Origin of the sequence: Streptomyces prunicolor NBRC 13075 (assembly GCF_000367365.1) — a bacterium.
Taxonomy (GTDB): domain Bacteria; phylum Actinomycetota; class Actinomycetes; order Streptomycetales; family Streptomycetaceae; genus Streptomyces; species Streptomyces prunicolor.
In genome coordinates this window covers 44912-59301 of the sequence record NZ_BARF01000014.1, presented here as the reverse complement: position 1 = coordinate 59301, position 14390 = coordinate 44912, and the positions used below count along the sequence as shown (strand labels likewise).

At 70.4% G+C, this 14390-nt stretch carries 13 protein-coding genes; 10 read left to right on the top strand and 3 right to left on the bottom strand.

The genetic code is table 11. From position 1 onward, the window contains the following. Positions 1-1071, bottom strand: a complete 1071-nt coding sequence (locus SPR02S_RS06050) for an LLM class flavin-dependent oxidoreductase (protein ID WP_019056038.1) — start codon at positions 1069-1071, stop codon at positions 1-3. 145 nt (positions 1072-1216) lie between these two features. Here SPR02S_RS06050 and mgrA point away from each other — a divergent pair, with 145 nt between their 5' ends. From mgrA to SPR02S_RS06005, 9 genes are all read left to right on the top strand, one after another. Then, a complete protein-coding gene (gene mgrA / locus SPR02S_RS06045; protein ID WP_026150271.1) occupies positions 1217-2260 on the top strand; it encodes an L-glyceraldehyde 3-phosphate reductase in 1044 nt (347 codons plus the stop codon). 61 nt (positions 2261-2321) lie between these two features. Continuing rightward, a complete protein-coding gene (locus tag SPR02S_RS06040; RefSeq protein WP_218006570.1) occupies positions 2322-3317 on the top strand; it encodes a Dyp-type peroxidase in 996 nt (331 codons plus the stop codon). 110 nt (positions 3318-3427) lie between these two features. Continuing rightward, the gene (locus SPR02S_RS06035) at positions 3428-4309 is read left to right on the top strand and encodes an FAD binding domain-containing protein (RefSeq protein ID WP_019056035.1); all 882 of its coding nucleotides are present in this window, start codon (positions 3428-3430) and stop codon (positions 4307-4309) included. After that, positions 4306-4821 carry a (2Fe-2S)-binding protein gene (locus SPR02S_RS06030; protein WP_019056034.1) on the top strand — a complete coding sequence of 172 codons (516 nt, stop codon included), beginning with the start codon at positions 4306-4308 and terminating at the stop codon, positions 4819-4821. The genes SPR02S_RS06035 and SPR02S_RS06030 overlap by 4 nt, the downstream gene beginning before the upstream one ends. Beyond that, positions 4818-7214, top strand: a complete 2397-nt coding sequence (locus SPR02S_RS06025; protein ID WP_019056033.1) for an aerobic carbon-monoxide dehydrogenase large subunit — start codon at positions 4818-4820, stop codon at positions 7212-7214. Before SPR02S_RS06030 ends, SPR02S_RS06025 begins: the two co-directional genes overlap by 4 nt. Before the next feature lie 11 nt (positions 7215-7225). Then, on the top strand, positions 7226-8107 hold the full coding sequence (locus SPR02S_RS06020; RefSeq protein WP_019056032.1) for an XdhC family protein: 882 nt from the start codon (positions 7226-7228) through the stop codon (positions 8105-8107). Continuing rightward, positions 8104-8997, top strand: coding sequence for an AAA family ATPase (locus tag SPR02S_RS06015; RefSeq protein WP_019056031.1), 894 nt, complete (start codon positions 8104-8106; stop codon positions 8995-8997). The genes SPR02S_RS06020 and SPR02S_RS06015 overlap by 4 nt, the downstream gene beginning before the upstream one ends. Beyond that, positions 8994-9632, top strand: a complete 639-nt coding sequence (locus SPR02S_RS06010; protein WP_019056030.1) for an SRPBCC family protein — start codon at positions 8994-8996, stop codon at positions 9630-9632. Before SPR02S_RS06015 ends, SPR02S_RS06010 begins: the two co-directional genes overlap by 4 nt. Continuing rightward, positions 9629-10945 (top strand): vWA domain-containing protein, encoded by a 1317-nt coding sequence (locus SPR02S_RS06005; RefSeq protein WP_019056029.1) that lies wholly within the window; start codon positions 9629-9631, stop codon positions 10943-10945. The genes SPR02S_RS06010 and SPR02S_RS06005 overlap by 4 nt, the downstream gene beginning before the upstream one ends. Here the strand turns inward: SPR02S_RS06005 and SPR02S_RS06000 are convergent. Then, positions 10920-11879 (bottom strand): LysR family transcriptional regulator, encoded by a 960-nt coding sequence (locus SPR02S_RS06000; RefSeq protein WP_019056028.1) that lies wholly within the window; start codon positions 11877-11879, stop codon positions 10920-10922. The two genes, SPR02S_RS06005 and SPR02S_RS06000, sit on opposite strands and share 26 nt — an antisense overlap. A 357-nt stretch (positions 11880-12236) precedes the next feature. On the opposite strand from SPR02S_RS06000, the gene SPR02S_RS05995 reads away from it, so the two are divergent. Then, positions 12237-12944 carry an NPP1 family protein gene (locus SPR02S_RS05995; RefSeq protein ID WP_019056027.1) on the top strand — a complete coding sequence of 236 codons (708 nt, stop codon included), beginning with the start codon at positions 12237-12239 and terminating at the stop codon, positions 12942-12944. A 25-nt stretch (positions 12945-12969) separates the two neighbouring features. Here the strand turns inward: SPR02S_RS05995 and SPR02S_RS05990 are convergent, their stop codons facing one another. Next, positions 12970-14385, bottom strand: a complete 1416-nt coding sequence (locus tag SPR02S_RS05990) for an FAD-binding oxidoreductase (RefSeq protein ID WP_019056026.1) — start codon at positions 14383-14385, stop codon at positions 12970-12972. Positions 14386-14390: the final 5 nt, after the last annotated feature.

Here is a 14390-nt window from a genome sequence, read left to right as displayed (position 1 = left end):
TCATCCCCGGAGAGCACCTGAGCGGAGGGCCGGCAGGACCGAGGCGCCGACGGTCTCGATCAGGTCGGTGGGCAGGTCGTAGGAGCCGACGTGCTGGAGAAAGACGTCGGTCACGCCCAACTCGCGCAGGGTGCGCAGGCGTTGGGTGATCTGTGCGGCTGTGCCGATCAGGCAGAACTCCTCGGCGAACCGGACGGCCGCCTCGTCGCTGATCCAGGCCGAGCAGATCCTGACGGCCTCGTCCCAGTCCTCGGCGTGCACGAGGTCCGGGTAGACGCCCTCCACCGTGGCCGGGACGTCCACGTCGATGCCGGCGAGGGCGAGGAAGGACGCGCCGCCGTTCTGGGCGATCGAGGCGCAGATCGGTTTGATCCGGCGGGCCTCGGCCTCGATGTCGTCGGTGACCGCGCAGAACGCGGACACCGTGACCGGGAGTGTCTCGGCGTTCCGGCCGGCCGATTCCACGCCCTCCCGCACCCGGGCGGTGGCGGCGGCCAGGGTGCGCGGCGAGACTCCGCTCAGCAGGATGACGCCGTCGGCGATCTCACCGGCGAGGCGCAGGTTGCGCGGCCCGCTCGCCGCCAGGTGCAGCGGCACGGACGGCTGGGGGTCGCGCAGCCGGGAGCGGATCTTGCCCTCGAAGTCCCAGTCGCGCCCGTCCAGCAGGGCGCGCAGCATGCTCAGGCCCTCGCGCAGTTCCGCCGAGCCGGTCTGCCGCAGGCCGACGGGTGCGACGGAGCTGTTGCCGACGCCTAGGCCGAGGGTGAACCGGCCGGGCGCGAGTTCGGCAACGCTGCGCGCGGCCGACGCGACGACGGACGGGTGCCGGGTCGCCAGGTTGGTGACGGCGGTGCCGAGGCCGATCCGCTCGGTGGCGAAGGCCGCCGCGGTGAGTGTGGTGAACACGTCCCGCCACAGCAACTGCGAGTCGGGGAACCACACTTGGTCGAAGCCGAGCTCCTCGGCCCGCCGTACGGCCCGGGCCACCCGGTCCGCCCGGTCGCAGGGCGGGATACGCACGCCGATCCGCAGCGGGCCCTCGTCGCGGCTCACCGAAATGTCGCTGTTCATGGAGAGGACCCTAGGGACGAACGAGGGACCGTCGAACAGCTTCGGTCCGCTCAGCGAGCCGCTCCCGGATTAAGTGCCGGGGCTGCTGAATCCGATGAAAGGGATCGGTTGGACGCGCACGGCGGGCGCGGGCACAGTGGGCGTCGTGAACCACATCGCAGATCCGGGGCGCTACGACAGCACGATGCGCTACCGCCGCACCGGCCGCTCGGGGCTCGACCTGCCCCTGCTCTCGCTGGGCTACTGGCACAACTTCGGTGACGACCGCCCCTTCGAGACCCAGCGCGAGATCGCGCTGCGCGCCTTCGACCTAGGCATCACCCACCACGACCTGGCGAACAACTACGGCCCGCCCTACGGCGCCGCCGAGTCCAACTTCGGCCGACTGCTGAAGCAGGACCTCGCGCCGTACCGGGACGAACTGGTCGTCTCCACCAAGGCCGGCTGGGACATGTGGCCGGGCCCCTACGGCCAGGGCGGCGGCTCTCGCAAGTACGTCCTGGCCTCGCTCGACCAGTCGCTGAAGCGCACCGGCCTCGACTACGTGGACATCTTCTACTCCCACCGCCTCGACGCCGGCACCCCGCTGGAAGAGACCATGGGCGCGCTGGACACCGCCGTCCGCCAGGGCAAGGCGCTCTACGTCGGTATCTCCTCCTACGACGCCGAGCGCTCCCGTGAGGCCGCCGCGATCCTGCGCGAGCTGGGCACGCCACTGCTCATCCACCAGCCGTCGTACAACATGCTCAACCGGTGGATCGAGGACGACGGACTGCTCGATGCCGCGCAGGACGAGGGCTTCGGGGTCATCGGCTTCACGGCGCTGTCGCAGGGGCTGCTGACCGGGCGGTACCTGGACGGGATCCCGGAGGGGTCGCGGGCCGCGCAGGGCACGTCGTTCGACGCGGGCTGGCTGACCGAGGACATGGTGCGCCGGCTGCGCGCGCTGAACGACATCGCGGGGCGGCGCGGGCAGACCCTGGCGCAGATGGCGTTGGCCTGGGCACTGCGGGACGAGCGGGTCACCTCGCTGGTCATCGGCGCGTCCCGCACGGAGCAGCTCGAACAGAACGTGGCCGCGCTGGACAACCTCGCGTTCAGCGCCGAGGAGCTGGCCGAGATCGACTCGTACGCCGTGGACGGTGGCGTCGACCTGTGGCAGGACGCGCGGACTGGGAAACTCGGCTGAGTCGCAGAGTGCCGGCCGTCATGGCCGGCACTTCCCAGGACAGCGCGGAGGCATGACGTACATGACAGTTGACGGCTCGGTCGAGCGTACGGACGGCACCAGCGGCGGCGAGGGCGTCCCGACCACGCAGGCGGTGCTGGAGTCGCTGACACCCAGCGCCACCTTCCTCGTCGTCACCGTGGAGCCGGGCGGCGAGGAGACGGTGCGCCAACTCCTCGAAGATCTGGGCGGGTTGATCCGGTCCATCGGGTTCCGCGCGCCGGACGGGCGGCTCAGCTGTGTGACCGGCATCGGGTCGCAGGTGTGGGACCGGCTGTTCGACGGTCCGCGCCCCGCCGAGCTGCATCCGTTCCCTGAACTCACCGGCGACCGTCACACGGCCGTCTCCACCCCGGGCGACCTGCTCTTCCACATCAAGGCCGTACGGGCCGACCTGTGCTTCGAGTTGGCCGCCGAGATCATGGGGCGGCTGGGCGGTGCGGTCGCCGTGGCCGACGAGGTGTCCGGGTTCCAGTACTTCGACGTGCGCGATCTGCTGGGCTTCGTCGACGGCACGGAGAACCCGGTCGGGCGGGTGGCCCGCGAGGCGGTGGTGGTCGGCGGCGAGGACCCGGAGTTCGCGGGCGGCAGCTATGTGATCGTGCAGAAGTACGTCCACGACATGGCGGCCTGGAACGCGCTGCCGGTGGAGCAACAGGAACGGGCCATCGGGCGCAGCAAGTTGACCAACATGGAGATGGACGACGACGTCAAGCCGGCCGACTCGCACATCGCCCTCAACGTCATCACCGGCCCGGACGGCACCGAGCGGAAGATCCTGCGCGACAACATGCCGTTCGGCAGCGCCGGTCAGGGCGAGTTCGGCACCTACTTCATCGGGTACGCCCGGACGCCCTCCGTGACCGAGCAGATGCTGCGCAACATGTTCCTGGGCACCGACTCCGCGTCCCACGACCGCATCCTGGACTTCTCCACAGCCGTCACCGGAAACCTTTTCTACATCCCCTCGGCAGACTTCCTCGACGACCTTCCGACCTCCCCTGGGCGAGCAACTTAAGTGAAGGGTTAACCAGCCGTTGACACCCCTGTCCGCCGGGCGCCCAATGAGGCCCGGACACGGCACCCGGCCGACCGGCCAACCGCCGTGCAGGACAGGGGGATTGCGGTATGCAGGTTCCCGCTCCGTTCGAGTACCAGCGGGTCGGCAGCGTCGGTGAGGCGGTCGCACTGCTCGACCGCCTGGGCGACACGGCACGGCTGGTGGCCGGCGGGCACAGTCTGATCCCGATGATGAAGTTGCGGCTGGCCAACTTCGAGTACCTGATCGACATCAACGACCTGCACGACGAACTGGGCTACGTCCGCGTCGAACCCGGACTGATCCGCATCGGCGCGATGACCCGCCACCGTGAGCTGCTGGAGTCGGACGAACTCGCCGCCGCCTTCCCGGTGTTCCGTGACGCCGAACGCGTCATCGCCGACCCCGTGGTGCGCAACCGGGGCACGCTCGGCGGCTCCCTGTGCCAGGCCGACCCGTCCGAGGACCTCTCCGCGGTCTGCACCACTCTCGACGCGAGTTGCGTGATCCAGGGCAGGGACGGCGAACGGGTGGTGTCCATGGAGGACTTCCACCGCGGACCGTACGAGACCGCCGTGGGCGACGCGGAGATCCTCACCGAAGTCCGCTTCCCGGTGCGCCCGAACGGATCCAGCGCCTACGAGAAGGTCGAACGGCGGGCCGGTGACTGGGCGGTGGTGTCGGCCGGCGCCGCGGTGTGGCTGGACGGCGACGGACTCATCGCCGACGCCCGGGTGGGCCTCGCCGCCGTAGGACCGAACACGGCCGGGATCCCCGGCATCGCCGACGCCCTGCGCGGCCGGCGCCCGACGGAGGAACTGTTCGGACAGGCCGGGGACATCGCGGCCGAGGCCTGCTCGCCGGTGACCGACCGGCGCGGCAGCGCCGAGTACAAACGGCATCTGGCGCGGGAGTTGACCCTGCGCGTGCTGCGCCGGGCCGTGGCCCGCATCGACGGACAGGAGGTGTGATCGTGCAGGTCAGCATGGTCGTCAACGGCGAAGAGGTCACCCGGGAGATCGAGGGGCGGCTGCTGCTCGTCCACTTCCTGCGCGACCACCTGCGGCTGACCGGCACCCACTGGGGGTGCGACACCAGCAACTGCGGTACGTGCGTGGTGTGGCTGGACGGCGAACCGGTCAAGTCCTGCACCGTCCTTGCCGCGATGGCGGGCGGACACGAGGTGCGCACGGTCGAGGGGCTCGAACAGAACGGTGAACTCGACCCGGTGCAGCGCGGGTTCGTCGAGTGCCACGGCCTCCAGTGCGGCTTCTGCACCCCCGGCATGATGATGACCGCGCGTGCGCTGCTGGACCGCAACCCCGACCCCTCCGACACGGAGATCCGCGAGGCGATCTCCGGACAGATCTGCCGCTGCACCGGTTACGCGACCATCGTCCGCTCCGTCCGGTGGGCGGCGGCCGAGGAGGCGGGGACCCGAACTTCCCTGGAAACACAAGCCACTTCAGGGAGCGCGTCATGACCGCCGTCTCCGAGAACGGCCACCGCACCGCGTTCGTCGACAACGACAAGAAGCCCTGCGGCCACGGCCGGATGCTCCGCAAGGAGGACCCGCGCTTCGTCCGCGGCAAGGGCCGTTACGTCGACGACCTCGACCTGCCCGGCATGCTGCATCTGGCCATCCTGCGCTCGCCGTTCGCGCACGCCCGCGTCCTCTCCGTCGATACCACCCTCGCCGAGGCCCACCCCAAGGTCCGGCTGGTCGTCACCGGCGCCATGCTCGCCGAGAAGGGCCTGGCGTGGATGCCGACCCTCTCGAACGACGTGCAGGCGGTCCTGGCCACCGACAAGGTCCGCTTCCAGGGCCAGGAGGTCGCCTTCGTCGTAGCAGAAGATCGCTACGCGGCCCGGGACGCGCTGGAGTTGATCGACGTCGAGTACGAGCCCCTCGACCCGGTGATCGACGTCCGTACCGCCCTCTCCCCCGACGCGCCCGTCATCCGCGACGACCTGGAGGGCAAGGCCGACAACCACTGCTTCGACTGGGAGACCGGCGACGAGGCCGAGACCGAGGCCGTCTTCGCCCGCGCGGACGTCGTGGTCACCGAGGACATCGTCTACCCGCGCGTGCACCCGGCCCCCATGGAGACGTGCGGCGCGGTCGCGGACTACGACCAGGTCGACGGCCGCCTCACCCTCTGGTCCACCACCCAGGCCCCGCACGCCCACCGCACGCTCTACGCGATCGTGGCCGGGCTGCCGGAGCACAAGATCCGGGTCGTCTCCCCCGACATCGGCGGCGGCTTCGGCAACAAGGTGCCGATCTACCCCGGTTACGTGTGCGCGATCGTCGGCTCACTCCTCATCGGCAAGCCGGTGAAGTGGATGGAGGACCGCGCGGAGAATCTCATCAGCACCGGCTTCGCCCGCGACTACGTGATGCGCGGCGAGATCGCGGCCACCCGCGACGGACGCATCCTCGCCGTCCGCACCCAAGTCCTTGCCGATCACGGCGCGTTCAACGGCACGGCCGCACCGGTGAAGTACCCGGCCGGCTTCTTCGGTGTCTTCACCGGCAGCTACGACATCGAGGCCGCCCACTGCAAGATGACCGCCGTCTACACCAACAAGGCGCCCGGCGGGGTCGCGTACGCGTGTTCCTTCCGCATCACCGAGGCCGTGTACCTGATCGAGCGGATCGTGGACTGCCTCGCCTACGAACTGGCCATGGATCCAATCGAGTTGAGGATGAAGAACTTCATCCGGCCCGAACAGTTCCCCTTCCGCACCAAGACGGGCTGGGTCTACGACTCCGGGAACTACGCGCCCACCATGGAACTGGCGAAGGAGCTCGCCGGCTACGACGCGCTGCGTGTCGAGCAGGCCGAGAAGCGGGCCCGCGGTGAACTCATGGGCATCGGCGTGTCGTTCTTCACCGAGGCGGTCGGCGCGGGCCCCCGCAAGGACATGGACATCCTCGGCCTCGGCATGGCCGACGGCTGCGAACTGCGGGTGCATCCCACCGGGAAGGCGGTCGTCCGACTCTCGGTGCAGTCGCAGGGGCAGGGTCACGAGACGACGTTCGCGCAGATCGTCGCCGAGGAACTCGGCATCCCGCCGCAGGACATCGACGTGGTGCACGGCGACACCGACCAGACACCGTTCGGCCTGGGCACCTACGGCAGCCGCTCCACACCCGTCTCGGGCGCCGCCGCGGCGCTGGTCGCCCGCAAGGTGCGGGACAAGGCACGTCTGATCGCCTCCGGGATGCTGGAGGTGTCGGTCGCCGACCTGGAGTGGGAGAAGGGTTCCTTCCATGTCGCAGGCGACCCCGAGGCCTCGGTCACCATCCAGGCCATCGCGATGCGGGCGCACGGCGCGGGCGATCTGCCCGAGGGGGTGGAGGGCGGTCTGGAGGCGCAGATCTGCTACAACCCGGAGAACCTCACCTATCCGCACGGCGCCTACATCTGTGTCGTCGACATCGACCCCGGTACGGCCAAGGTGACCGTCCGCCGTTTCGTCGCGGTCGACGACTGCGGCACCCGTATCAACCCGATGATCATCGAGGGGCAGGTGCACGGCGGGCTCACCGACGGCGTCGGCATGGCGCTGATGGAGATGATCTCCTTCGACGAGGACGGCAACTGCCTGAGCGGCTCGCTGATGGACTATCTGATCCCGACCGCGCTCGAAGTCCCCGACTGGGAGACCGGGTTCACCGTCACGCCCTCCCCGCACCACCCCATCGGTGCCAAGGGTGTCGGCGAGTCCGCGACGGTCGGCTCGCCGCCCGCCATCGTCAACGCGGTGGTCGACGCGCTCAAGCCGTACGGCATCCGGCACGCGGACATGCCGCTCACGCCCTCGCGGGTGTGGGAGGCGATGCAGGGCCGACCGACTCCGCCGATCTGAAGGTGGCTGTGATGACCGGCAAGTTGAGTGCCCGCGCGCTCGAACTCACCGAGCGGCGTGTGCCGTTCGTCCACGCGCGCGTGGTGCGCGCCCAGGCACCCGCCTCGGCACACCCCGGCGACGAGGCCATCGTGCACGGCGACGGCACCATCGACGGCTTCGTCGGCGGCCAGTGCGCCGAAGGTTCCGTGCGCACGGCCGCGCTCGGCGCCCTGCACGACGGCGGACCGCTGCTGCTGCGCGTCCTGCCGCAGGGGGACGCCGAGTTCCCCGAGACGCCGGGGGCTCGGGTCGTGGTCAACCCCTGCCTGTCCGGAGGCGCGTTGGAGATCTTCCTGGAGCCGGTGCTGCCACCGCCGCTGATCGAGGTCGTCGGGACCACGCCGGTCGCGGAGGCCTGCGTCGCGTTCGCCGCCCTGCTCGGCTACGCCACGGCCCGCTCCCTGCCCGAACTCCCGCCCACCGCCCACACATCGGCGGTGATCGTGGCCGGGCAGGGCCGCGGCGACGCGGAGTCCCTGCGCGCCGCCCTCGACGCGGGCGTCGGTCACATCGCGCTGGTCGCCAGCCACCGCCGTGCCGCCGCCCTCCTCGACGAACTGGGCCTGACCGAGTCGGAACGGGCCCGCGTGCAGGCTCCGGCCGGGCTGGACATCGGCGCCCGTACGCCACCGGAGATCGCGCTGTCGATCCTCGCGGACGTGGTGCGAGTCGTCCACGCGGCAAAGGCACCCGTACCCGAGCGCCCTTCCCAGGCCGTGGACCCGGTGTGCGGCATGACCGTGACCATGGGCCCAGACACACCCCATCTCACCACCGGGGAGGGCGAGTTCTGGTTCTGCGGTCCGGGCTGCCGGGACCGCTTGTCCGCGGGTGGGCGGGCCACCGGGTGAGCCGACTGTTCGCGGACGCCGACGACGTACGGCGGCGGCTCGACGAGGTCGGCCACCTCGTCGACGACGGCACGGCGACCGCCCTTCTCCTGGCCACGCTGCTCGACCGGCCGCTGCTGCTGGAGGGCGAGCCCGGCGTGGGCAAGACCAGTGCCGCGAAGGCGCTCGCCAAGGCGCTGGACACCCCGCTGATCCGGCTCCAGTGCTACGAGGGGCTGACGGCGGGCGAGGCGCTGTACGAGTGGAACTACCAGCGCCAACTGCTCGCCGTCCGGCTCACCGAGACGCACGGACGGGAGCTGTCCGACGCCGACCTGTTCACCGAGGACTTCCTGCTCGACCGGCCCCTGTTGCGGGCGGTGCGCCATCAAGGCCCGCTGCCGCCGGTGCTGTTGATCGACGAGATCGACCGGGCCGACGACGAGTTCGAGGCGCTGCTCTTCGAGTTCCTGGGCGAATCCGCCATCAGCATCCCGGAGTTGGGTACCTTCACCGCCGTACGGCCGCCCGTCGTGGTGCTGACCTCCAACCGCAGCCGGGAACTCCACGACGCGCTGCGCAGACGCTGCCTCTACCACTGGATCGACTTCCCGACGCCTGATCGCACGGCGGAGATCCTGCGCCGTACGGTACCGGCCGCGAACGAGCCGCTGATCGCCTCCACGACCGAATTCATCGGCCGGGTACGCGAGTTGGACCTCGACAAGGCGCCCGGCATGGCGGAGGCCATCGACTGGGTCACCGCCCTGGCGGCGCTGCGGGTCGCGCGACTGGCCCGCGACGACATCGTCCGCACGCTCAGCACGGTCGCCAAGAGCCCCGACGACCGCACCGCCGTCGTCGGCGCCCTCGACGCACTCGGCTACCACGAAGAAGCGAGGACACCATGAAGATCGACAACGAGTTCAGCGTCGGTGTGCCGGTCGAGCGGGCGTGGCAGGCGCTCACCGATCTGGAGGCCCTCGCCCCGTGCATGCCCGGTGCCGAACTCACCGGTGTCGACGGCGACATCCACCGGGGCAAGGTCAGGGTCAAAGTCGGGCCGATGGTCAGCCAGTTCGCGGGTACGGCACGCTTCGTGGAACGGGACGAGAGCTCCCACCACGCCGTGATCAGCGCGGCCGGCAAGGACATGCGCGGTGGCGGCAACGCGTCCGCGACGGTCGACGCCCGGCTGCGCGGCGAGGGCGCGGGCACGGTCGTGACGGTCAGCACGGACCTCAACATCAGCGGCAGGCTGGCCCAGTTCGGCAGCGGCATGATCAAGGAGATCTCGGAGAAGCTGTTCGCGCAGTTCGTGGCGAACGTGGAGACGCAGTTGCTGGCGACGCAGGAAGCCGAGGCCGAACCGGAGACAGTCCCGACGGAACCGGAGGCAGTGCCGGTGACACCCGTGTCGCAGCCGGCGCCGAGCGTGCCGCTGGACCTGATGCAGGTGGCCGGCGCGTCGGTGTTCAAGCGGCTGCTCCCCGCCGTCGGCGCGGCCGTCGTCATCGCCGTGGTGATCTATCTCCTGGTCCGATGACGCCGAGCGGTCCGCTGCTGCCCGCGGTCGACCGGGCCGCGTTCGCGACCGCGCTGGCCGCGCGGCTCAGAGAGCACGGCGTACCGGTGGGTCTGACCGCCACCCGGGACTTCGTGGACGCGCTCGCCGCGGCCTCGCCCAGGACTCGGACCTCCCTGTACTGGACGGCCCGCGTCACCCTCGTACGCGACCACCCCGAACTCGCCCTCTTCGACCGGGTCTTCGACGCGGTCTTCGGCCAGTCCGTGCTTGCGATCGACCCGAACGCCCGCCGCAGCGGGCACAGTGCGGGGGCCGACGGCCAGGACTCTGCGGGCGCCGATTCTCGCGCCGGTGACCCCGTCGGCGGTTCCGGGCTGCCGTGGGTCACCCTGCCGCCCGCCGTCGACGGTGCCGAACACCGTGCGGACCACGCCCTGACGATGCCGGAGCGCCTGCCCAGTGAGCTGGCGGCCGCGGTGGACACGCCGTTCGGTGAACTGGACGCGGGGCAGGCCGAGTTGCTCGGCCGCCTGCTGGAGGCATGGCTGCGGGAATGGCCCGTACGCCGCACCCGGCGCTACGCCGTACGGACGAGCGGCCACCGGGTGGCGGTCCGGGAAACCATGGCCCGGGCCCGGCGGACCGGTTGGGAACCGGTACGGCTGGTCAAGGCCGGTCCGGTGGACCGGCCGCGCCGGGTCGTCGTGCTGTGCGACGTGAGCCGGTCGATGCAGGCGCAGGCGGTGGCCTGTCTGCATCTGATGCGGGCCCTCACGTTGACGACGCACGCCGAGGTCTTCGCGTTCGCCACGTCCTTGACCCGGCTCACCACAGTCCTGGCGCACCACTCGGCCCAGGATGCCTTCGACGAGGCGACGGAACGGGTCGCCGACCGGTTCGGCGGCACCCGCATCGCCCATTGCCTGAGCACGCTCCTGGCCTCGCACCACGGCGGCACCCTGCGTGGCGCGGTCGTGCTGATCGCCTCGGACGGCTGGGACGGCGATCCACCCGACCGGCTCGCCACAGCCATGGCCAGGCTGCGACGCCGCGCCCACACCGTGATCTGGCTCAACCCCCGTGCCGCCGCCCCCGGCTTCGCACCGCGCACGACGACGATGGCGGCGGCCCTGCCGTACGTCGACCTACTCCTGCCGGCGGACAGCTTCGGAGCGCTGCTGCGGGTGCCGAGCGAGATAGCAGGCCTCGGGAGGACGCGCGAAGCGCGCCTCCCAGGGGCGCGGGGAACTGCGCGACCAGCCCCCACCGACCCGCAGAAAGACGACTACAGACCCAGCGGAACCCTCAACTCCACAAGGTCACATGAATAGCCGGCCGAAACCGCCCCGCCGTAACCCCCGCACCACGCAACATCGCCTGCGTAGCCCGCGGCGTAGTGACAAACCGCCGCAACTCCGCGGCAGCGGCCGGCGCTTCACGGTCAGGCAGGGCAAGCAGGTTCCAGGAGCCGCGCGCAGGGAGTTGAGGACCGGCGAGCTGACGGAGATCACCCTCGGCAAGATCCTTCGTCACGGCGAAGGCGACAGCGAGCGCAACTCCCTTGCCCCGCTTGGCCTCGTCGACGGACGCGGCATGGCTCTGGAAGATCCGCTGATTGTGTTCGGGAATGCCCAGCCGCCGCAGCACCGCCGGCACCATCCCCGTCCGCCCGACCGCCGAGGGACCCAACAGCCAGGTCTGACCGCGCAGTTCGGCCGCCCCGGCAGTCGCCGTGGCCGCGAGCGGATGGTCCGGTCCCACGACGGCGATCACCTGGTAGTTGAGGAAGTGCGTGCAGGTCGTGGTGTCGTCGAGGGTGGCGGGGCGGGGCCCGATGGCCACGTCCACGGCGCGGGTCAGCAGCAGGGAGGCGAACTTCTGGGGGCCGTGCACACTCAGTTCGACGTCGAGGTCGTCGGCACGCCCCGCGAACAGTTCGATCAGGCCTGGGGCGGCATGCTCGGCGAACAGGCTCGACGCGGCGACGCGCAGCAGTCGTCGGCCGGAGCCGGCCTGTTTCACTTCGAGGATCGTCCGGTCCTGCAGCCCCAGCATCTCCGCGGCGCGACTGGCCAGCCGCAGCCCGCCGGGGGTGAACGCGAGCCCGTTGGCCGTACGGGCGAAGAGCTTGTCTCCGAGTTCCCTGCGCAGATGCGCGATGTGGATGGAGACGGCGGACTCGGTGACGGCGAGATCGGCCGCGGCGGCCTTCACGGAACCAAGGCGTACGGTCGCCGCGAAGGCCCGTAGTTGCGCCGGGGTCAACCAGAACCTCCCGCACTCGCCACGGGTGCCCATTCACCTGTGCCCTGGACCTCAAATTAGCGCACTTGTTCGCCAAGAGCCATGCTCGCGCCGAGAGCCGCGGGAACACAGGAAAAGCACAGGTGGGAAAGTTCAGCGGTCTGCCAAAGCCCGTACACCGCAAGGGTGTTGACGTGCACACACCGGCCTGCGAAGGTCTGGACCTGGCGCAGCCAGTAGCGCCCCCACAGCCAAGAACCTGGAGTTGGCGTGCCTCATTCGACACCCCCCACCACAAACCCCGCAAGAGCCGCGAAGCCCCGCAGCCGGCGCCTTCGCCGCTCCGCCGTCGTCACCGTCCTCGGTGCGCTGGCCCTCGTGGTCGGTCAGGCGACGGCCGCCCAGGCCTCCGTACTGACGGCGCTCCCGCAGAACGCGGACGGCCTGGAGCAGACCTTCTCCCCGGCCTACGACTACGACGGCGATGGCTGCTACGCCACCGCCGCCATCGGCACCGACGGCACCCTCAACCCCGGGCTGAAGCTCGGCGGCGACGTCAACGGGCACTGCCACGACCTCGCCCAGCTGAACAACTCCAACACGTACTCCCGGACCAAGTGCAACAACGACTGGTGCGCGGTGATGTACGCCAGTTACTTCGAGAAGGACCAGGTCACGCTAGGTCCGGCGGCCATCGGTCACACCCACGACTGGGAGCACGTCGTGGTGTGGATCAAGGACAACACGGCCCAGTACGTGTCGGTGTCGCAGCACTCCGCGTACCAGGTGTCGGCGGCCTCGGGGGTGCGCTTCGACGGCACACACCCCAAGATCGTCTACCACAAGGACGGCATCGGCTCGCACGACTTCCGCTTCGCCAACACGAACGACGAGCCCGCGGAGAACGCCACCGGCAACTGGTTCTACCCGCGTCTGGTGGGCTGGAACGGCTACCCGGCCGGCCTCAAGGACAAGCTCCTGGGCGCCGACTTCGGCTCGGCCACGCTGAAGATCAGGGACAGCGACTTCAACTACGCGCTGTCCATCGCGGAGCCGTCCGGCATCTCGTTCGACCCGAACGCGTGATGCCGGCCCGGCCCCGGAACTGGTCCTACGGGCGAGTCTCGTAGCGCGGTTTCGGGGCCGGGTGGATGTTCTGGTTGAGGCGGAAGACGTTGTCCGGGTCACGGTCGGCCTTGATACGGGCCAGGCGCTGGTAGTTGCCCCGGTAGCTGGCCCGGACACGTTCCTGCCCCTCGTCCATCATCATGTTCACGTAGGCGCCGCCCGCCGAGTACGGGTGCAGGGCCTCCTGGTAGTCGGTGGCCCACCTCTTGATGAGGCCGGCGTTGGCGGGGTCCCGGTCGACACCGGCGAAGACGGACGCCCAGCGCGCGTCGCGATATGCCCACGGGGTCTCGTCGTTGCCGACGTCGTGCGCGGCGCCGTCGATCGGGTAGAGGTGCATCGTCGACTGCGGGGTGGGCACCTCCGCCCCGAACTTGGCGTGGAGTTCCACCGCGTCATCGGGGATGTCGTTGACGAAGTCGGCGCGCCAGTACCACTGGTCGCCGGGCGGGTAGAGACCGTCGAACATGCCCTGCATGTCCGGGTGTTGCATCGGTCCGGCCGCGTGCAGGAGCGGTGCGGGCAGGGCGTCGAGCAGCGGGGCCATCTCGCGTGCGGCGGCCTCGGTGTCGCCGCCGGTGTAGCACCACACGACGCCGGCCGTCTTGCGCAGCTGGAGCTCCTCGGGGAACGGCGGAGCGGGCGGGACGCTGCCGTAGAGGAAGAAGGCGTTCAGCTCGCGGGGCGCGTTCGGGAGGAAGTCCCGGTAGGCGGTGAGGACTTCGGCGCTGATCTCCACCGGCCAGAAGGTGGGTCCGGCGACGACCGTGCTCACCTCGTGCAGCCGGAACAGGAACGAGGTGACGACGCCGAAGTTGCCGCCGCCGCCTCGCACCGCCCAGAACAGGTCGCTGTTCTCGTCCGAACTCGCCCGCACCCGGCTCCCGTCGGCGAGGACGAGGTCGGCCTCCAGCAGGTTGTCGATGGTCAGCCCGCATTTGCGGGTGAGGTGGCCGAGCCCGCCGCCGGTGGCGATGCCGCCGACGCCGGTGGTGGAGATGATGCCGCTGGGGGTGGCTAGTCCGTGTGCGTTGGTGGCGCGGTCCACCTCGCCCCACACACAGCCGCCACCGACCCGGACCGTGCGGGCCTCGGGGTCCACGTGGATGTCCTTCAGCGGTGACAGGTCGGCGACCACTCCCCCGTCGGCGGTGCCGAGTCCGGCTCCATGGTGGCCGCCGCCTCGTACCGCGAGGGGCAGTTCGTGGGCGCGGGCGAAGCCGATCACACGGGCCACGGCGTCCGCGTCGGCGCAACGGGCAATGAGGGCAGGCCTTTTGTCGATCATCGCGTTGTAGACGGCGCGGGCCTCCGGGTAGGCGGCGTCGTCCGGGCCGATCAACTCCCCCGTGAAGTCGGTCAGTTCACGGCGAGCGGTCTGTGCGGGCGTGCTGGACATGCGGT

Bases quoted from the DNA above. Each gene is read 5' to 3' on its own strand.
- SPR02S_RS06040 (WP_218006570.1), top strand. From the start codon at position 2,322: ATGACAGTTGACGGCTCGGTCGAGCGTACGGACGGCACCAGCGGCGGC.
- SPR02S_RS06035 (WP_019056035.1), top strand. From the start codon at position 3,428: ATGCAGGTTCCCGCTCCGTTCGAGTACCAGCGGGTCGGCAGCGTCGGT.
- SPR02S_RS06020 (WP_019056032.1), top strand. From the start codon at position 7,226: ATGACCGGCAAGTTGAGTGCCCGCGCGCTCGAACTCACCGAGCGGCGT.
- SPR02S_RS06010 (WP_019056030.1), top strand. From the start codon at position 8,994: ATGAAGATCGACAACGAGTTCAGCGTCGGTGTGCCGGTCGAGCGGGCG.
- SPR02S_RS06025 (WP_019056033.1), top strand. From the start codon at position 4,818: ATGACCGCCGTCTCCGAGAACGGCCACCGCACCGCGTTCGTCGACAAC.
- SPR02S_RS06050 (WP_019056038.1), bottom strand. From the start codon at position 1,071: ATGAACAGCGACATTTCGGTGAGCCGCGACGAGGGCCCGCTGCGGATC.
- SPR02S_RS06005 (WP_019056029.1), top strand. From the start codon at position 9,629: ATGACGCCGAGCGGTCCGCTGCTGCCCGCGGTCGACCGGGCCGCGTTC.
- SPR02S_RS05990 (WP_019056026.1), bottom strand. From the start codon at position 14,385: ATGTCCAGCACGCCCGCACAGACCGCTCGCCGTGAACTGACCGACTTC.